The sequence below is a fragment of the Pseudomonas sp. 01L34 genome, assembly GCF_056400265.1.
Window position 1 is genome coordinate 507,611 of record NZ_JBFTSX010000004.1, and the last position, 18,446, is coordinate 526,056.

20 protein-coding genes are annotated in these 18,446 nt (G+C 59.6%); 4 read left to right on the plus strand and 16 right to left on the minus strand.

The features are described from left to right. The first annotated feature begins 354 nt into the window (after positions 1–354). On the plus strand, positions 355–1,182 hold the full coding sequence (locus AC1DQM_RS14285; RefSeq protein ID WP_018925214.1) for a c-type cytochrome: 828 nt from the start codon (positions 355–357) through the stop codon (positions 1,180–1,182). A 153-nt stretch (positions 1,183–1,335) separates the two neighbouring features. On the opposite strand, the gene AC1DQM_RS14290 is transcribed toward AC1DQM_RS14285, so the two are convergent. The 10 genes from AC1DQM_RS14290 to AC1DQM_RS14335 all read right to left on the minus strand — a co-directional run bounded on the left by AC1DQM_RS14290 (position 1,336) and on the right by AC1DQM_RS14335 (position 10,436). After that, positions 1,336–2,145, minus strand: a complete 810-nt coding sequence (locus AC1DQM_RS14290) for a transglutaminase family protein (RefSeq protein WP_477746390.1) — start codon at positions 2,143–2,145, stop codon at positions 1,336–1,338. Then, the gene (locus AC1DQM_RS14295; protein WP_026286340.1) at positions 2,142–3,092 is read right to left on the minus strand and encodes an alpha-E domain-containing protein; all 951 of its coding nucleotides are present in this window, start codon (positions 3,090–3,092) and stop codon (positions 2,142–2,144) included. The genes AC1DQM_RS14290 and AC1DQM_RS14295 overlap by 4 nt, the downstream gene beginning before the upstream one ends. Positions 3,093–3,104: 12 nt before the next feature. Then, positions 3,105–4,514 carry a circularly permuted type 2 ATP-grasp protein gene (locus tag AC1DQM_RS14300; RefSeq protein WP_477743805.1) on the minus strand — a complete coding sequence of 470 codons (1,410 nt, stop codon included), beginning with the start codon at positions 4,512–4,514 and terminating at the stop codon, positions 3,105–3,107. 379 nt (positions 4,515–4,893) lie between these two features. Next, positions 4,894–5,235: a ribonuclease E inhibitor RraB gene (locus AC1DQM_RS14305; protein ID WP_018925210.1), complete on the minus strand. Its 342-nt coding sequence runs from the start codon at positions 5,233–5,235 to the stop codon at positions 4,894–4,896. 198 nt (positions 5,236–5,433) lie between these two features. Beyond that, positions 5,434–5,667: a hypothetical protein gene (locus AC1DQM_RS14310; protein WP_064619239.1), complete on the minus strand. Its 234-nt coding sequence runs from the start codon at positions 5,665–5,667 to the stop codon at positions 5,434–5,436. Positions 5,668–5,822: 155 nt separating this feature from the next. Then, complete coding sequence (gene speE / locus AC1DQM_RS14315; RefSeq protein ID WP_018925208.1) at positions 5,823–6,698, minus strand: polyamine aminopropyltransferase; 876 nt, start codon at positions 6,696–6,698, stop codon at positions 5,823–5,825. 238 nt (positions 6,699–6,936) lie between these two features. Then, positions 6,937–7,128 (minus strand): PLDc N-terminal domain-containing protein, encoded by a 192-nt coding sequence (locus tag AC1DQM_RS14320; RefSeq protein WP_007940802.1) that lies wholly within the window; start codon positions 7,126–7,128, stop codon positions 6,937–6,939. Positions 7,129–7,211: 83 nt separating this feature from the next. Then, complete coding sequence (locus AC1DQM_RS14325; protein ID WP_064619242.1) at positions 7,212–7,742, minus strand: hypothetical protein; 531 nt, start codon at positions 7,740–7,742, stop codon at positions 7,212–7,214. Between the two features lie 225 nt (positions 7,743–7,967). Further along, positions 7,968–8,486, minus strand: coding sequence for an ankyrin repeat domain-containing protein (locus tag AC1DQM_RS14330; protein WP_019648228.1), 519 nt, complete (start codon positions 8,484–8,486; stop codon positions 7,968–7,970). A gap of 111 nt (positions 8,487–8,597) precedes the next feature. Next, entirely contained in the window at positions 8,598–10,436 is a 1,839-nt protein-coding gene (locus tag AC1DQM_RS14335) for a long-chain-acyl-CoA synthetase (protein WP_111454651.1), read from the minus strand. 343 nt (positions 10,437–10,779) lie between these two features. On the opposite strand from AC1DQM_RS14335, the gene AC1DQM_RS14340 reads away from it, so the two are divergent. Beyond that, on the plus strand, positions 10,780–11,058 hold the full coding sequence (locus AC1DQM_RS14340; RefSeq protein ID WP_018925205.1) for a DUF3509 domain-containing protein: 279 nt from the start codon (positions 10,780–10,782) through the stop codon (positions 11,056–11,058). 120 nt (positions 11,059–11,178) lie between these two features. Here AC1DQM_RS14340 and mtnC read toward each other — a convergent pair whose 3' ends face one another. From mtnC to aroC, 5 genes are read right to left on the minus strand one after another with little or no spacing between them, the layout of a single operon-like run. Then, positions 11,179–11,862, minus strand: a complete 684-nt coding sequence (gene mtnC / locus AC1DQM_RS14345) for an acireductone synthase (protein ID WP_477746391.1) — start codon at positions 11,860–11,862, stop codon at positions 11,179–11,181. Between the two features lie 4 nt (positions 11,863–11,866). Next, on the minus strand, positions 11,867–12,412 hold the full coding sequence (locus AC1DQM_RS14350; RefSeq protein ID WP_018925203.1) for a 1,2-dihydroxy-3-keto-5-methylthiopentene dioxygenase: 546 nt from the start codon (positions 12,410–12,412) through the stop codon (positions 11,867–11,869). A gap of 20 nt (positions 12,413–12,432) precedes the next feature. After that, on the minus strand, positions 12,433–13,059 hold the full coding sequence (locus tag AC1DQM_RS14355) for a methylthioribulose 1-phosphate dehydratase (RefSeq protein WP_018925202.1): 627 nt from the start codon (positions 13,057–13,059) through the stop codon (positions 12,433–12,435). Beyond that, a complete protein-coding gene (locus AC1DQM_RS14360) occupies positions 13,056–14,207 on the minus strand; it encodes an MFS transporter (protein WP_477746392.1) in 1,152 nt (383 codons plus the stop codon). The genes AC1DQM_RS14355 and AC1DQM_RS14360 overlap by 4 nt, the downstream gene beginning before the upstream one ends. Positions 14,208–14,235: 28 nt before the next feature. Beyond that, entirely contained in the window at positions 14,236–15,327 is a 1,092-nt protein-coding gene (gene aroC / locus AC1DQM_RS14365; protein WP_007940813.1) for a chorismate synthase, read from the minus strand. Between the two features lie 85 nt (positions 15,328–15,412). Between aroC and AC1DQM_RS14370 the strand changes: the two genes are divergently transcribed. Both AC1DQM_RS14370 and AC1DQM_RS14375 read left to right on the plus strand, forming a co-directional pair. After that, positions 15,413–16,411, plus strand: a complete 999-nt coding sequence (locus tag AC1DQM_RS14370) for an alpha/beta hydrolase (protein WP_019579707.1) — start codon at positions 15,413–15,415, stop codon at positions 16,409–16,411. An 87-nt stretch (positions 16,412–16,498) separates the two neighbouring features. Beyond that, entirely contained in the window at positions 16,499–17,290 is a 792-nt protein-coding gene (locus AC1DQM_RS14375) for a hypothetical protein (RefSeq protein WP_064619253.1), read from the plus strand. Positions 17,291–17,347: 57 nt separating this feature from the next. On the opposite strand, the gene prmB is transcribed toward AC1DQM_RS14375, so the two are convergent. Next, complete coding sequence (gene prmB / locus AC1DQM_RS14380) at positions 17,348–18,256, minus strand: 50S ribosomal protein L3 N(5)-glutamine methyltransferase (RefSeq protein WP_477746393.1); 909 nt, start codon at positions 18,254–18,256, stop codon at positions 17,348–17,350. Positions 18,257–18,446: the final 190 nt, after the last annotated feature.

The window sequence follows — 18,446 nt, forward strand, 5'->3', positions numbered from 1 at the left end:
AAATGGATCTAAGCCAAGCGTGACGCGGGCCCTAATGTAAACCTGTACGAAGTTGTCGTCGGGTTTTGCCGAGGCTCTCGTCCTACAGGAAGTGCAGCGCTCTGCCGTCATGGAGATATGCAGGCAGGCAACCAGGAAATAACAAAAAAGGCGGTCAAGCCATGTTCAAACATTCGAAAGTACGTCAAGCCGGGCTCATTCTATTTGCTACTACGCTGTTGTTGATTTTGCCGAACCTGACCAAGGTGCTTGGCTGATCGAGCAGCGGGGGTTTTCATTTCGCCTGATAAAAATGTGACTGGCTCGCTATCCGGGCCGGCGTGGCTGTGCCAACCTTTGCGGCACTTCCACGACATGGACGACGATCACTTGAAAGCGCTCATTTTGTTTGGGGCCTTGCTGCTCAGCACGCCTCTGTCCGCCGCGCAGCTGAATCTTGAGTTGGGCGCGAGCCCTCGCACCTGGCAGACCGAGGAATTGCTCAAGCATCCTCAGGCTCAGACCATCACGATCACTAACGACGTTTCCTACAAACGGGACATGAGCTATCGCGCCGTGCCGTTGGCAGCGTTGTTGACGGGCATCAAGCCTGACGACCACTTGCAAGCCGTGGCCCTGGACGGTTTTGCCGCCGAACTGGCCGCCGCGCCGTTGCTCAATACCCAGGGCGCGCAGGCCTGGCTGGCGATTGAAGACCCGGCCAAGCCCTGGCCGCCACTGTCCGAGGGCAAGCCCAGTGCCGGGCCGTTCTATCTGGTCTGGACCGATCCACAGGCGGGCAATATCAGTCCCGAGCAATGGCCGTTCGAAGTGGCGAGCATCAAGCGCATGGCCCCGGTGGATGAGCGCTTCCCTGCCCTGTTACCCGATCCTGCATTGAAGGCGGACCATCCGGTGAACAAGGGCTTTGCGCTGTTTCAGAAGAACTGCCTGGCCTGCCATCGACTCAATGGCGCGGGGGACGCGCAGTTCGGGCCGGACCTGAATATTCCGTTCAACCCGACCGAGTATTTCGGCGCAGACTTCCTCAAGCGTTACATCCGTGACCCGCAGAGCTTGCGCCAGTGGCCGCAGGCGAAGATGCCCGGGTTCTCGCCGACGGTGTTGCCTGAGGGGGATCTGGAGTTGTTGGTGGGGTATTTGAAGCACATGGCGGGACGCAAGGTGTCTACGGCCAAGTAAACATCCACCTGTGGCGAGGGAGCTCGCTCCCGCTGGGGCGCGAAGCGGCCCTCAAATCAGGCGACGCGATCCGTCAGGCAAACCGCATTCGCCGGGTTTGCGACTGCTGCACAGCCGAGCGGGAGCAAGCTCCCTCGCCACAATGAATGACTGCTACTGCTGTTGGACGGAGATCACCGGCGCAGGCGTCGGCGCGACCAACACCTTGGCATGCATCTGCTCATACCCACCGCCACGGCGCATACCGCGCACCGGGCAGGCGTCGAGGTAGTCCAGGCCCACGGCCAGTTTCAAGTGACGTTCAGGCCGGGCCAGTTCGTTGGTCACATCGAAGCTATACCAGGCGTCATTCAGCCAGGCTTCCGCCCAGGCGTGACTGGCCAGGTGTTCACTGTTCTCGCTGTACAAATACCCCGACACATAACGCGAGGGGATGCCCAGGCTGCGGGCGCAGGCGAGAAACGCATGGGTATGGTCCTGGCAGACCCCGGAACGCCCGGCGAAAGCTTGCGCGGCGCTGGTCTCCACTTCAGTGGAACCCGGCGTGTAGGTCATGTGCTGGTTCAGGCCATGCATCAAATCGATCAGCGCCGTGCGATCCCGCCGTTGCTTGCACGCCTTCTCGGCAAACGCGCGCAGGGCTTCGTCGGCTTCGGTCAGCCGGGTGAAACGCAGGAACGGCAGCGCCGACTGACTCTCGTGCTCGGCTTCGCGCAGCTCGTCGATATCGACCTGGCCACGGGCGCCGATGATGATCGCCTCATGCGGCTCGTCCAGGGTCAACACATGCAGGATGTTGCCGAACGGATCGAGTTGCGCGCGCACCGGGCGCGGCAGGTCGAGTTGCCAGCTCAGCACGTGCTGGCGCTCGCTGTCGTGGGGTGTCAGTCGCAGGTACTGGATGCTCGCCCGCACCTGATCTTCGTAGTGATAGGCGGTCTCGTGGCTAATGGAAAGTCTCATGCAGCCTCCAGATAGGAACTGTGTATGGCATTGCCCAACTGGCGCACCAGCGGGATGAACTCGGTCAGCCAGGTGTGCAGGCCTTCGTCGAGGATTTCGTTGATACCGGTGTAGCGCAGGCGCGCGTCCATTTCCGCCGCCAGGCGTTGTGCGGGACGGCCGTTGGCCCCCGGTAGTTGAGCGAGAATCTGATCGACCTCTTCGGTGCAGGCTCGCAGGGATCGCGGCACATCGGCGCGCAGCAATAACAGCTCGGCCACATGCCGGGCGCCGGGGGCGTCGCGGTAGATTTCGGTGTAGGCCTCGAACGATGACAAGGCCCGCAACAAGGCGCTCCATTGGTAGTAGGCGTGGGCCGTACCGTCACTGACGGCTTCGGCTTGATCGCCGGCCATTTCGTAACGGGCATCAAGCAGGCGCAAGGTGTTGTCGGCCCTTTCGATAAAGGTGCCCAGACGAATGAAGCGGAACGCGTCGTTACGCATGATCGTGCCGTAGCAAGCGCCGCGGAACAGGTGGGAACGTTCCTTGATCCACTCACAGAAACGGCTCATGCCGTAGCGACTCAAGCCCTGCTCGGCGATCCCGCGAATTTCCAGCCAGGTGGCGTTGATGTTTTCCCACATGTCGGCGGTGATTCGCCCACGCACCGCATGGGCGCTGGCTCGCGCGGCACCGAGGCAGCTGTAGATGCTCGCCGGGTTGGCCGCGTCCAGGGCGAAAAAATGCAGCAGCCGTTCGGCATGCAGATCGCCGTGGCGCGCCAGGTAATCGTCCAGGGTGCCAGTGATCAGCAACGGCATGGCCAGTTCGTGCAAGCCGTCGCCACGACCGTCCTGGGGCATCAGCGACAGCGAATAACTGATGTCGAGCATCCGCGCGAGGTTTTCCGCCCGCTCCAGGTAACGCGACATCCAGTACAGATCCGAGGCAGTTCTACTTAACATGGCAAGCTTCCTTCAATCCTCGACCACCCAGGTGTCCTTGGTTCCGCCGCCCTGGGACGAGTTCACCACCAGGGAGCCTTCACGCAAGGCGACACGGGTCAAACCGCCGGGCACAACCCGGGTTTCGCGGCCAGACAATACAAACGGACGCAGGTCGATGTGGCGCGGTGCGATGCCGTTTTCGACAAAGGTCGGACAGGTCGACAACGACAACGTCGGTTGCGCGATGTACGCGTGGGGCTTGGCTTTGATCCGCTCGCGGAAAGACTCGATCTCCGCCGCCGTCGCCGCCGGCCCCACCAGCATTCCGTAACCGCCGGAGCCTTGGGTTTCCTTGACCACCAGCTCCGGAAGGTTGGCCAGCACGTGGGACAGTTCAGAAGGATTACGACACTGCCACGTCGGCACGTTCTTCAAGATCGGCTCTTCATCGAGGTAGAAACGAATCATGTCCGTGACGAAGGGATACACCGACTTGTCGTCCGCGACCCCGGTGCCGATGGCATTCGCCAGCACCACATTGCCGGAGCGGTAGGACGACAGCAGCCCTGGAACGCCAAGCATCGAATCGGGGTTGAACGCCAGCGGATCGAGGAAAGCATCGTCGAGGCGACGGTAGATCACGTCGACCGCTTTCGGCCCGTCCGTGGTGCGCATGAACACCTTGTCGTCGCGCACGAACAGGTCGGCGCCTTCCACCAGTTCAACGCCCATTTCCCGAGCGAGGAACGCATGCTCGAAAAACGCACTGTTGAAACGCCCCGGCGTCAGCACCACCACGCTCGGGTTGTCGATCGGGCTGGAGCTTTTCAGGGTGTCGAGCAACAGGTTCGGGTAGTGGTCGATCGGCGCGATGCGCTGGGCCGCGAACAACTCGGGGAACAAGCGCATCATCATCTTGCGGTCTTCGAGCATGTAGCTCACGCCGCTGGGGGTACGCAGGTTGTCTTCGAGCACGTAGTACGTGCCGTCGCCATCGCGTACCAGGTCGACGCCGGAAATGTGCGAATAGATATCGCGGTGCAGATCCAGCCCTTGCATCGCCAACTGGTATTGCTCGTTGGCCAGCACTTGTTCGGCCGGGATGATGCCGGCCTTGATGATGCGCTGCTCGTGATAGAGGTCGGCAAGGAACATGTTCAATGCCTTGACCCGCTGAATGCAGCCGCGTTCGACGACCCGCCATTCACTGGCGGGGATGCTGCGGGGAATGGTGTCGAAGGGAATCAGGCGCTCTGTCCCCTGCTTATCACCATAGAGCGTGAAGGTAATCCCGGCGCGATGAAATAACAGATCGGCCTCGCGTCGCCGTTGTGCCAGAAGCTCGTCAGGCGTTTCGGCCAACCAACGGGCAAACTCCCGATAATGCGGACGGACCTGGCCGCCGGCATCGTACATCTCATCAAAATAGGTGCGGATCATGCCGTACTCCTTGTCACACGGACATCCAGGCCTTCGCAAGGCCCGTGCCATAGGCAGAAACGCTTTGATATCAATCAGTTGGATAATGTTGCTGCGCGCCCCGCACCAATCCTGTGCGGTAATTGCCCCACCCTGATCGCCCCCGCTTCATGGCGAAGCAATGCTGTCGCCTATCAGCAGCATAGTCAGAGTTGATTTCACTGCTCGGGAGGGAGATGCGGATAATCCGTGCATTCGCTGGAAAACTGATCGCTCTTCCCTTTAGCCGCCTGTTCAGGTGGCTTTTTTTTGTCCGTTTGAAATGTGGCGAAATAAAAAGATTGAAACAAAAACGGCCAACCCAAAGGTCAGCCGTTACTAAGTGTCACTGTTCATAAGCTTATGCGAGTAGCCCTCGTATCTCCTGTTTGACGCCCCATCCCTCGATGATGCCACCCAGAGGCTCGACCACCGCCTCGAAGTCCTGCTCGAAGTCGCCGATCCCGTCGTAGGTGGCGTACATCACTTTGCTCAGTTCCAGCGACCACGCGCCGTCGTCACGCGCGCTGATCTGGGCATTCAAGGATTCACCACAAAAATGACCTGCCGCCCTGCGTGCCCGCTCCTCGTCCGGGAAAATGGCGTAGAACTCGATGGGATGGAATCGTGAAAAATCGAAACCGCCTTCTTTCATGCGGCGCAGCACGCTGCTGCTGATGTCTTCTTGATAGGCTGTGCTCATGAAACGTCCCCCTCAGACTGATGGATAGACTTTCCGTATTCCCTGCACTTTCGATGCAGCAACAGAGGTTGCCGCCGGGAAACAAGCATGTAGCTGACAAGACCAGACCTTAGCGAGTCACTCGCTGATCTCGGTTGCAGAGTAGCCTCAAGACAGAGCCGCTGCCAAGGCCTGGTGGTGAATGTGACAGGAGGTGTATCAAATCGGAGTAATACTGAGGATTTCAATGCTGTTTTGGGATTTCAGACTTTTGACGGTCGGATCAGCGGTACGACCCTCCAGATCATTGAGGTCCAGTTCGGCAGCGACCGGCAGGCGTCGGGCGCGAACGAGTTTGGCGGCTTGCTCCTTGCTCGGGCACTCCTCGCACTCGAAGAGTTCGTCGACTGATTCACCGTGATCATCCACGAAAGTGATTTTCCACTTTTGCATCGGTGCCTCCTCGGTAAAACCCATGGATGGGCTTACATCTATCTCGACTCGTGCATTGGCCGATCGTTCCAAGGGATCCTAAAAGCAAGACATGAAAAAAGGCCGTCACCCGCGTGTTTCAAACACCGGCGACGGCCTTTCTTATCGACGAAGCATCAGTCGTTGCTAGGTTTGTTCACCGCTTGCAGCACGTACTGCGGCAACGCGAAGGCACCAATGTGGATTTCCGGGTTGTAATAGCGGGTGATGATGCCGCTGCCGGCGAAGCGCTGTTGCAGGGTTTCGCGGGACAATTTGCGATAAGCGGTATCGGTCGCGCCCCAGGCGAAGGTCATTGCGCCGCCGATGTAGGTCGGCACGGCCGCCTGATAGAAGTGCCAGTCCGGGAACAGGCTGCGCAGACGACCGGCGGTGGTTTTGACTTCTTCGATTTGCATGAACGGGGTGCCGTTCTGGGTCACCAGAATGCCGCCTTCGTTCAGGCAGCGGTGGCAAGCCTGGTAGAAGTTTTCGGAGAACAGCACTTCGCCCGGACCGATCGGGTCGGTGGAGTCGGAAATGATCACGTCGAACTTTTCGGTGGTGGTGGCGACGAAACGCATGCCGTCGTCGATCACCAGGTTCAGGCGTGGATCATCGAACGCACCCTTGGAGTGGTTCGGCAGGAATTCCTTGCACATGTCGACCACGGTGCCGTCGATTTCGACCATGGTGATGTGCTCGACGCTGCGGTGCTTGGCCACTTCACGCAGCATGCCGCCGTCGCCACCACCGATGATCAGCACGCGCTTGGCGGTGCCATGGGCGAGGATCGGCACGTGGGTGAGCATTTCGTGGTAGATGAATTCGTCGGCTTCGGTGGTCTGGATTACACCATCCAGCGCCATCACCCGGCCCATGCGCGGGTTTTCGAAGATCACCAGGTGCTGGTGTTCGGTGCGCACTTCGTGCAGCAGTTTTTCCATGCGAAAACGCTGACCATAGCCTTCGTAGAGGGTTTCCAGGTACTCGCTGGTTGGGGTATTGCTCATGGGAAGTGCTCCGATGAATGCGGGTGGCAACGGACGGTTACCCGCCCATGATGGCCAATCGATCGCCTCGATTGACCGGGAAAGGCGCGCATTCTACGTCGCGGAACATGACAGGTCGAACCTTCTGATGCACACACCGGTAGGAGCGAGGCTTGCCCGCGAAGAACGATGACTCGGTCTATCAGGTACACCGCAGCGATCCTTTCGCGGGCAAGCCTCGCTCCTACCATGAAGATCGTCAGATCCGCACATCGCCTCTTGGCCCGGCGATGGCCCAGATGATCAGGCCCAGCACCGGCAGCAGCAGGATCAACAGCACCCAAAGGACTTTCATCCCGGTTTCGGCGCCACTTTTAAGCACGTTGATGATGGCCCAGATATCCAGGGCAAAAATAATCAGGCCGATCAGGGTGTTGAACGTGGAACCCATGGTGTCGCTCCAAAAAAATGGTAGGCACTCTTAGGATAGTCGGGCCTGGCGAGGGTTCCGTTTTATTACCGTTGTAGACGGTTTCAGACGTGGATGGCCACTTTCAGGGCTTCCAGGGAGGGCGCGGCGGCGATGCCGACTTCGGCGCACAACTCCAGCACCCGTGGCACGTCGTTGCCAAAGACCAGCACCACTTGCAGTTCGTCGTCGAGCAACTGGCTGAAATTCATCAAGGTGTAGCCACCGTTTTCCTTGTTCAGGCTGCTCATCTGCACCTGAATGCGATTGAGTGCCGTGAGAGCTTCGGTTTTGGCCAGTTGCTTGGGCTTGATGTTGAACTCAACGCCGGGGCCGAACGAGGCGACGATCTGCGCGAACAGGTCCATGTAGGTGTCGGCCTGGAACAGCACGGTTTCCGGCAGACTGCCGACGACAACCCACTCGCCCAACGGGATCGGAAAGGTGTCGTCGTAGTTGATATCTGGATTGGCCGCCAGAAAAGCCTCGGGATCGGCGTAGGCCTGAGCCGCTTCGTCAGCGATTTTCAGGATTTCGTCCTCGCCCATGCACCCGGAGCTGATTTTGCTGATGAGTTCGACGAGTGCGGCTTTCATGAGGTGGATCCTGTAGCAAGGGAATTTTGAGGGCGCGAAGGATAACGCATTCGGAAACGGATTGCGGGACCTGGCAGGAACCTGTGGCGAGGGGGCTTGCCCCCGTTCGGCTGCGAAGCAGTCGTAAATCCGGTGAATGTGGTCTATCTGAATGACCGCGATCGCTGATTTTGGGGCTGCTTCGCAGCCCAGCGGGAGCAAGCTCCCTCGCCACAAAAGCCCGAATCAGGCCAGGAGTTTTTGCAGCTGAGCCGTGGTATCCGCCGCGCCCATGGTCTTGGCCGCGTCCAGCGCAGACACACCATTGGCGTCCTTGGCTTTCGGATCGGCGCCTTTGCTGATCAGGTAGTCGATGATTTCGACGCGGTTGAACATCGCCGCCATCATCAGCGCAGTGCGACCGTCGAAGGAGGAACCTTCCACTTCAGCGCCACCCTCGACCAACGCCTTGACCACTGCCAGATCACCCTTGAATGCCGCGCCGGCAATCGGGCTCTGGCCGTTGTCGTTGCGAATCTCGGGATCGGCCTTGTGTTCGAGCAAAACTTTTACGGTGTCGACATGGCCGTGGTACGCGGCGAGCATCAGTAAAGTGTCGCCCTTGTGGTTGCGCAGGTTCGGCGGCAGGCCCTTGGTCAGCAGCGCAGCCATCATGGCCGCATCGCCCTCGCGCGCTTTGTTGAACACCTGTTCGGCAAATTCAGCAGCCTCTTCGGGGGTCATCTGGCGGCTTTTGTCTGACATTGGGGACTCCACATTCGGTCAATCGGAAAGCCGATAGTTTCCCGAGCAGCCCGGAACCTGTCACTTGTTTTTTCTCATGGACGGTCATAGCGATATTCAATAGCGACCCTTTCAATAGCGATGCCTGCCTCCGTAAATATCCGCCAGCACCTGCTCGGTGACTCGCACGTAGGTTTCGGTGCCCGGCAGCCAGGCATAAATCGGGTCATCGCCGGTTTTGCTCGGGTCGAAGGCTTCGTCCTTGAGCCGGGTCTTCTGGTACTTAAAGGTCCCGGTGGTTTCCATTTTCACTTTCACCCGCAGGAACAGTGGCACCGCATAGGCCGGCATTTGTTGCCTGGCGAACGCCAGCAACTCACTGAAATCCAGGGTCGCCAGGGATTCGGCCGGGGTGATGGCCGCCATCCCTGCCCGCCCATTGGTGTTGTGAATTTCCACGCCATAGGCCACGGCTTCGGCGATGTGCGGGTGTTGCAACAGGATGTTCTCGACCTCGGTGGTGGAGACGTTTTCGCCCTTCCAGCGGTAGGTGTCGCCCAGGCGATCGACAAACTGCGCGTGACCGAAACCGATGTTGCGCAGCAGGTCACCGGTATTGAAGTAACGGTCGCCCTTCACGAACACGTCATGGAGCACCACTTTTGCGGTCTTCTGTGGATCGGTGTAGCCGTCCAGAGGCGCCTTGTCGTCGATCCTCGCCAACAACAGCCCCTGCTCGCCCTTGGCCACTTTGCGCATGAACCCCTTGGCATCCCGCGTGGGGGCACCGCTGTCGTGGTCGTACGCCACCAGCTCCCAGGACATCAGGGAAAAGCCAATGGTGTTGTCGAAGTTGAGGATGTTGGTGAAACCAATATTGCCGTCGCTGGCGGCGTACAGCTCGCAGATGTGGTCGACGGCAAATCGCGTCTTGAACTCGTTCCACGCGCCGGGGCGCAGACCATTGCCGATCATCTTCCTCACGCTGTGCCGACTGTCGTCGACGCTGCGCGGTTGATCCACCAGGTAGCGACACAATTCGCCAACGTACCCGAGGGTGGTCGCCCGGTATTTGCGCACGTCGCTCCAGAACTGGCTGGCGCTGAACTTGCGGCGGATGGCAAACCCCGACGCCCCGCTGATCGCCGAGCCCCAGCACACGCAAAGCCCGGTGGCGTGGTACAGCGGCAAGGTGCAATAGACGACGTCCTGCGGCTGCATGTCCAGGGCGATCAGCCCGAAGCTGGCGGAGCTGCGCATCCAGCGGCCGTGTTTGAACACCCCGGCCTTGGGCAACCCGGTAGTGCCCGAGGTGTAGATATAGAAACAAGGGTCATCGAAAAAAACTTGCCGGCTGCTGACGGGATTGTCACTGGGCGCGTCGCAGCTGGCCGCCATCAGGTTAATGAAGCCATCGGGCGTTTTGCCCGGATCACGGTCAGTATCTTGATCGGCGACAAACCAGGTGCGCGCCACATCGATGGCCACCCGCTCGCGGACCGCATTGAAGGCCGGAACCAGCTCTTCTCCGACCACAATCCCTACAGGCGCCACCAGATTCAGGCTATGAACCAGGGTATCGCGGGTCTGGGAGGTATTCAGCAAGGCGCTGATCGCACCGACCTTGGCCACCGCCAATATCGTCACCAGCAGTTCCACACGGTTCTCGATAAACACCGCGACCACATCGCCCTTGCCGATGCCTTGGGCAATCAGGTGATGGGCGATGCGATTGGCCCACTGATTGGCCTGTGCATAAGTGAGCATCACGTCGCCCTGCAGCAATGCCGGGCCATCGGGATTGCGCAACGTCGCCTGTTCGAAGCTCCAGCCGAGACCACACGGTTGGGTCGGATCCTTGACGTTGGCGACTTTCATGCCCTTCACCACGCGGGGGATGGCTTTGGCAATGGAAGGCAGCTTGCGGAGCATCATGCCCCAGGTAATCGTGTCGTGCAGCGTGCGGCTCATGGTTGCTCCCGTTCGATCTTTTTATTGTCGGGTGGCGTTGATTGAGGCCGAAAATACGTCAGGGCTTCTTGAGCTGTACACGCGGTTTTTGCAATGTTTTGTATCCGCGACCGATGCCTTCGCAAAGCGGAACTCCGCCGTTGCGATTGGTTCCATCCAGTTGTCGACGATCTCGCAAAATGCAGGATGCACGATGGCCATTCATGCAAATTGCACGAAAGCCAAAAAATCATAAAAATATAACTTACTGATTTATATGAAATTTTAAAAATATAGGTGCTGGCACAATCACTGCAACTACCCCTCCATGTTGCCCTTCAAGCACAAAATGGAGCTGATAGACATGAGCCTGATCCAGGAAAAATTTTCGTCGCTGTTCTCCAACTTCGAAGTGACCACCCAGCCCCGGCCGGATGGCGGCATTCTGCTGACCCTGCGCAGCCACGACGGTAAAGTCTTCAAACGTTCGATTTCCTACCAGCAATTGCATGCCGGCGATCAGCTGTCATGGGTCATCAGCGCGATTCGCCGTGACGTCGCCGAACAGGCCAGCGAACTGCCGCAGATTTCCATGCTGCAAAGCCAGCAACGGTTCGCATTGCCGACCTATCACTCGGCATAAATCGTCACGCAATCCCCTGTAGGAGCAGAGCTTGCTCGCGAAAGCGGAGTGTCAGGCGACATTAATGTTGACTGACCTGCCGCCTTCGCGAGCAAGCTCTGCTCCTACAGGTTCTGGGGTTTACAGGGCAGAAGGAGTGATCCGCGCAAAACTGTCCACCGTCACATGCCCTGCCAATTCCCCGCCTTCACGGGCCAGGCCACAGGTGGCCATACCGGCCGTGCGCGCCGCGTCCAGTTCCTGAACGATGTCGGACAAAAACAGAATCTGCGAAGCCTCGACACCAATCGCCTGGGTGATGCGCTCATAGGACTGCGCTTCGCGCTTGGGCCCTGAAGTGGTGTCGAAATAGCCACTGAACAGTGGCGACAGATCCCCCGCCTCCGAACAACCGAAAATCAGTTTTTGCGCCTGAATCGATCCCGAGGAATACACAAACAGTTGATAGCCTTCCTGATGCCAGCGTTTCAGCGCTTCAACGGCGTCCGGGTAAACGTGGCCTTTCAACTGCCCGGCCAGATACCCCTGCTCCCAGACCATGCCTTGCAACGCCTTGAGCGGCGTGGCCTTGCGGTCTTCGGCGATCCAGCCCAAGAGGATTTCGATAACCCGCTCGACGTCGGCTTGCGGTTCACCGCTGTCACGCCGAACAGCGGCGAGCTGTTCGGCGACGTCAACACGTTCGGCATTTTCGCGAACGAAGTCCGGCAGGTGTTTGGCCGCGTACGGGAACAACACGTCGAACACAAAACTCACCGCGCTGGTGGTGCCTTCGATATCGGTGAGAATCGCTTTGATCGGCATCGGTTCAGTCCTCAAGACACGGGAAGTGGCTGGCGATGTCATCGCCGGTGAAGTTGGCCACCCAGCCTTCGGGGTTGTTGAACAGGCGGATTGCGACGAAATGCGGGTTTTCACCCATGTCGAACCAGTGCTTTGTGCCGGCTGGCACCGAGATCAGGTCGTTCTTCTCGCAGAGCACGGCGTACACGTAATCGTCGATGTGCAGGGTGAACAAGCCACGGCCGGCGACGAAAAATCGCACTTCGTCTTCGCCATGACGGTGTTCATCGAGAAACTTGGCACGCAACTCGGCTTTTTGTGGGTGATCGCTGTTCAAGCTGACCACGTCGACGGTGATGTAACCGCGCTCGGTCATCAGCTTGTCGATTTGCTCCTGGTACGCGGCGATCACTTCTTCCTGACTGGCGCCGGGCTGGATTTTCGCTGCGGCTTGCCAACGGTCGAAACGCACGCCCTGCTCGGCCAGGGTCGAGGCGATGTCTTCAAAGTGGGTCAGCACCTTGTTCGGAATGTCAGGGCTTGAGACGTGGTAAACGGACAGGCTGCTCATCAGGGCAACTCCTTAACAGTTCATGCATTACGGTTAAAGAGCGAGCGCGTCTTCAACTCGCACTCGAACAAAAATTCAAAAGCCTCGATCTGCCGCAGTGCGTCGCTCATGCGCGCGCCCCACGTGTAGAGGCCATGACCGCGAATCAGGTAGCCGACGCAATCAGGGTGGGCGTCGAGCCAAGGCTGCACCTTGGTGGCCAGCCGCGCAATGTCCTGGTCGTTGTCGAAAATCGGCACGCGCACCCGGGACTCGTGGGTCGACACGCCGCTGAAGGCCTTTTGCAGTTCGTAGTCTTCGAACTCGATGAAATCTTCCGGCGTCAGGCGCGACAGCACCGTGGCGTTCACCGAATGGGTGTGCAGCACCGCGCCGATCTCCGGACGCCAGCTATAGAGCTGGGTGTGCAACAGGGTTTCGGCGGACGGCTTCTTGCCTGGCTCCAGGCTGTTGCCTGACAAGTCGGTGGCCAGCACATCGTCCGGGCCCAGTTGGCCCTTGTGCTTGCCGGACACGGTCAGCAAGGCTTCGGTCGGCGACAGGCGGGTCGAGTAATTGCTGCTGGTGGCCGGCGACCAGCCGCGACCATACAGAAAGCGCCCGGCGTCGATGATTTCCTGGGCGAGGTGTTCACGGGTAAGGCTCATGGCCTGTCCTCTTGCATACGTGTGGCAATGATAACGGCAGCGGCAAAGGCTGCGAGGCTGGCAATACTAAAGGTCAATGTGGCGCCGAGGGCATTCCAGCTGTAGCCGGAATACAACGCGCCCAGTGCACCGCCGGTGCCGGCCAGCGCGGCATACAACGCCTGGCCCTGCCCTTGCTGGCGCGCGCCGAAGCTACGTTGCACGAACTGGATGGCAGCGGCGTGAAAGCTGCCGAAGGTGGCGGCGTGCAGCACCTGGGCGAACAGCAACACCCAAAGGAACTCGGCAAACGAGCCGAGCAACAACCAACGCAAAGCCGCCAGCAGGAAACTCGCCAGCAGCACCCGGCGTACCGAGAAGCGCGCGAGAATCTTGCTCATGAACAGAAACATCAAGACTTCGGCGACCACGCCGACCGCCCAGAGCATGCCGATCAGCCCGCGACTGTAACCGAGTCGCTCAAGGTGCAAGGTCAGAAAGGTGTAATACGGCCCGTGACTCATCTGCATCAGCGCCACGCACGCATAAAACGCCAACACCCCGGGACTGCGCAATTGCTGGAGGAATCCGTCCCCCGTCAACCGTTCACCCTGGACCGGTTGCGCGTTGGGCACCCAGAGACTGCTGACGACGATCCCGGCCATGATCAGCACCAGTGCCACCGGGTAAATGTCGAGGCTGAGCCATTCGAACAATCGGCCCAGCGCCACCACGGTGATGATGAAACCGATGGAGCCCCACAGGCGAATCTGACTGTAGCGCGAGGTCTGTCCCCGCAAATGAGCCAGGGTGATGACCTCGAACTGCGGCAACACCGCATGCCAGAAAAACGCGTGCAAGGCCATGACCATCGCCAGCCAGGTGTAGCTTTTGCTGACGAAAATCAGCGAGAAGGTCAGCAAGGTGCAGGCGGCGCCGAAACGCACGATCGCCAGGCGTCGCCCGGTGTAGTCACCGAGCCAGCCCCAGATATTCGGCGCCACGCAGCGCATCAGCATCGGGATCGCCACCAGTTCGCCAATGCGCGCGGCGCTGAAGCCCAGATGATCGAAGTACAGCGCCAGAAACGGCGCTGTCGAACCGAGCAAGGCGAAATAGAACAGGTAGAAGCTGGAAAGCCGCCAGTACGGGAGCGCCGCCACCGTCATCAGACTGCAGCGGCTTTCAGATCAGCCATTAAAGCTGCCCCAACACCGGAGTGCTCACGCGCACATCGGCGTTCTGCCCGCGGTGACGCAGCAAGTGGTCCATCAGCACGATGGCCATCATCGCTTCGGCGATTGGTGTGGCGCGGATGCCGACGCACGGGTCGTGACGGCCCTTGGTGACGACCTCCACCGGGTTGCCATGGATATCGATGGAACGGCCCGGCGTGGTGATGCTCGATGTAGGCTTGAGCGCCAGGTGCGCAACGATCGGCTGCCCCGACGAAATGCCACCGAGAATGCCGCCGGCGTTGTTGCTGAGGAAACCTTCCGGGGTCATTTCATCGCGGTGTTCAGTGCCGCGCTGGGCGATGCTGGCAAAACCGGCGCCGATTTCCACGCCCTTGACCGCGTTGATGCTCATCAGCGCATGGGCCAGTTCGGCGTCGAGGCGGTCGAAGATCGGCTCGCCGAGGCCCGGCATCACGCCTTCGGCGACCACGGTGATCTTCGCGCCGACCGAATCCTGGTCGCGACGCAACTGGTCCATATAGGCTTCCAGCTCCGGCACTTTGTCCGGGTCGGGGCTGAAGAAAGCGTTCTCTTCCACCGAATCCCAGGTCTTGAACGGGATTTCGATCGGGCCGAGCTGGCTCATGTAGCCACGAATGACGATGCCCTGGGTGGCCAGGTATTTCTTGGCAATCGCGCCGGCGGCTACGCGCATGGCGGTTTCACGGGCCGAACTGCGACCGCCGCCGCGGTAATCGCGCTCACCGTATTTATGATGGTAGGTGTAGTCGGCGTGGGCCGGACGGAACAGATCCTTGATCGCCGAGTAGTCCTTGGACTTTTGGTCGGTGTTGCGGATCAACAGGCCGATGGCGCAACCGGTGGTGCGGCCTTCGAACACGCCGGAAAGGATCTCGACTTCGTCGGCTTCCTGGCGCTGGGTGGTGTGTCGGCTGGTGCCGGGCTTGCGGCGGTCCAGGTCGCGCTGCAGGTCCTCAAGGGAGATCTCCAGGCCCGGCGGGCAGCCATCGACAATGGCGACCAACGCCGGACCATGGCTTTCGCCCGCGGTGGTGACAGTGAACAGCTTGCCGTAGGTATTGCCGGACATGCAGGACGCTCCGTGAAATCGAACCTAAAATACGTAATGCGCGCCAGTATACGCAGGCTACCCAAGTAGTTCATCCTCGAACCTTATGGGTGCCTGCGAGTCCAACCGGCACCTTGTTGATGATGGCGTGATGATGCTGCGAGTTCTAGCCTTGAGCCTTACCCTGTTTACCGGTTTTGTACAGGCCTCCGTCCTGCAACGCCCGATTACCCTGGACACCGGCAGTGGCGAGCTTTTCGGCTCGCTGTTGCTGCCCAAGTCCGACACGCCGGTACCGGTTGTCCTGATCATTTCCGGCTCCGGTCCCACGGATCGTGACGGAAACAACCCCGACGGCGGGCGCAATGACAGCCTCAAACGGCTGGCGTGGGTGTTGGCCAAACACAACATTGCCAGTGTGCGTTACGACAAACGCGGCGTGGCGGCGAGCCTTGCGGCAACGCCCGATGAACGCAATCTGTCGGTGGAAGCCTATGTGGCCGATGCCGTGGCCTGGGGGCAGAAGCTCAAGGCCGACCCACGTCTGGGCAAACTGATTTTGCTGGGTCACAGCGAAGGTGCGTTGATTGCCAGCCTGGCGGCGCCAAGTGTCGACGCTGCGGCGGTGATTTCCCTGTCCGGCAGCGCGCGGCCGATCGATCAAGTGCTGCGCCAGCAGTTGAGCAATCGCTTGCCGCCGGCCTTGATGCTGCGCAGCAATGAACTGCTCGACAGCCTCAAGGCCGGCCACACTGACGACAACGTGCCGCCGCAGTTGCAGGTGATTTTCCGCCCCAGCGTGCAGCCGTACCTGATTTCACTGTTCCGCCAGGACCCGGCAGCCGCCTTCGCCAAACTGAAGATGCCGGCACTGATCATTCAGGGCAGCAACGACATCCAGGTCGGCGTGGGTGACGCCAGGGCGCTCAAAGCCGCCAAACCGGACGCCGAACTGGCACTGATCGAAGGCATGAACCACGTCATGCGCATCGTGCCCAACGACGTGAAGCGGCAATTGGCCTCCTATAAAGATCCGCAATTGCCCCTGGCGGCGGAGCTCGGCGCACGAATCCTCGGATTTATTGACGGACTTCGCCCCAGTTAAGCTCCAGTCCTGAAAAAAACGGCCGATAAGCCTTTGTCGCCAGCGCTATGACTGGCGGCAACAGAGCTTGGACAGGATCTCGCCGTTATGACTGATACCCAGACTTCACCCGACTCCACCGCTGAAAAAGACACACCGCCAGCGGTCGAGCTGCCGTGGGCGGACGTCCACGTCGAGCACCACAAAATGCTCCGCCTGGCGCCGTTGCAAACCGACCGTAACACCGGCGGGCGGCCGCTGCGCTTTGTCGAATTCGGTTACGCCGAACGCAACAGCAAGGAGCACAGCCTGCTGCGCATGGCCATCAAGCTGCCAGGCCAAAGGGTGCGCAAAGAACAGAATCATCTGGATGTGTGGGTCGATCACACCGCCAAACGCGTGCATTTCGCTCCGGAAAGCGGCTTGCAGATAGAGCCGATGAACCGTGGCATCGGGCGCTATATGGCGGCTCAAGGCATCACTTGGGCGAAGAAACGATGGCCCGCCTACACCGTCGACGGCACCGACCTGAACAACAAGGACGCGTTGAACGAAGACACGCGCCTGCGCCGCGACCACTTTCTGCGGGTGCACGGTTTTGACGTGGCCTACGCCGATGCCCAGCATTTGAAGGGCAGCGTCAAAGAGGTGCAGATCGGTGATTTGCTGGGCGACTGGAACAGCGAAAAGCTGCAACAGGTGGAAATCCTCGAAGCCGCGCAGATGCTCCAGCAAGCCGAGCAGAACCTGGCGGAACAGGAAGTCAAACTGAAGAAACACGAAGAAAAGGTCAGCAAGTACAAGCGTGAAGACGCTGGATTGCGCTTTACCATTACCTGTCTGGTGGCGTTTGCGGTGTTTCAGGCGGGGTTGTTGATCTGGATTGCCACGCATCGGTAACCGACATCAAACCCAATTGTGGTGAGGGAGCTTGCTCCCTCACCACAATATTCGGGGTCAGATGCGAGAAGCGAACAGCGCCTGATGATCGCGGCACTGCTCGGCGGTCAGCATGAACACCCCATGCCCACCGCGCTCGAACTCCAGCCAGGCGAAATCGACTTCCGGGTACAACGCCTCGACGTGAACCTGGCTGTTACCCACCTCGACGATCAACAAACCTTTCTCGGTCAGATGATCCGCCGCTTCGGCGAGCATGCGGCGCACCAGATTCAAACCGTCGTCGCCACAGGCCAGGCCCAGCTCCGGTTCATGCTGGTATTCGTCCGGCATGTCGGCGAAATCTTCCGCATCGACGTAAGGCGGGTTCGACACGATCAGGTCGAAACGTTGCCCTGGCAAACCACCGAAACCATCGCCCTGAACGGTGAACACGCGCTCGTCGACACCGTGGCGCTCGATGTTCTGGTTAGCCACTTCCAGTGCTTCGAACGACAGGTCGGCCAAAACCACTTCGGCGTTCTGGAACTCATAGGCACAGGCGATACCGATGCAACCGGAACCGGTGCACAAGTCGAGAATGCGCGCAGGTTCGGCACCCAGCCACGGCTCGAAACGTTTTTCGATCAGCTCGCCAATCGGCGAACGCGGGATCAGCACGCGTTCGTCGACAATGAACGACAAGCCGCAGAACCAGGCTTCGCCCAGCAGGTAAGCGGTCGGAATGCGTTCTTCGATGCGGCGCTTGAGCAAGCGTTGCAGATTGACCAGCTCATCGTCCTCCAGACGGCAGTCCAGATAGCTGTCGGCGATTTCCCACGGCAAGTGCAGCGCACCCAATACCAGTTGACGGGCTTCGTCCCAGGCGTTGTCGGTCCCATGGCCGAAAAACAGATCCTCCCCATGGAAGCGGCTGACGGCCCAACGGATATGGTCACGCAGGGTACGAAGGCGGGAAGTGATCACGGGGTAAACTCCAGAAAAAACGACTGACGATTCTAACAGCCAAAAGGCGCCGCGACGACGCAGGAAAAACACCGGATCAGATGTAGGACTCTTCTATTTTTTCAGCGAGCTATTGAACAGAACGAGTATCTTGACAAGGCTGCGAGCCAGCAACGGCGGTGCCTGCGATGGAAGCGATTCACAGAAGCGC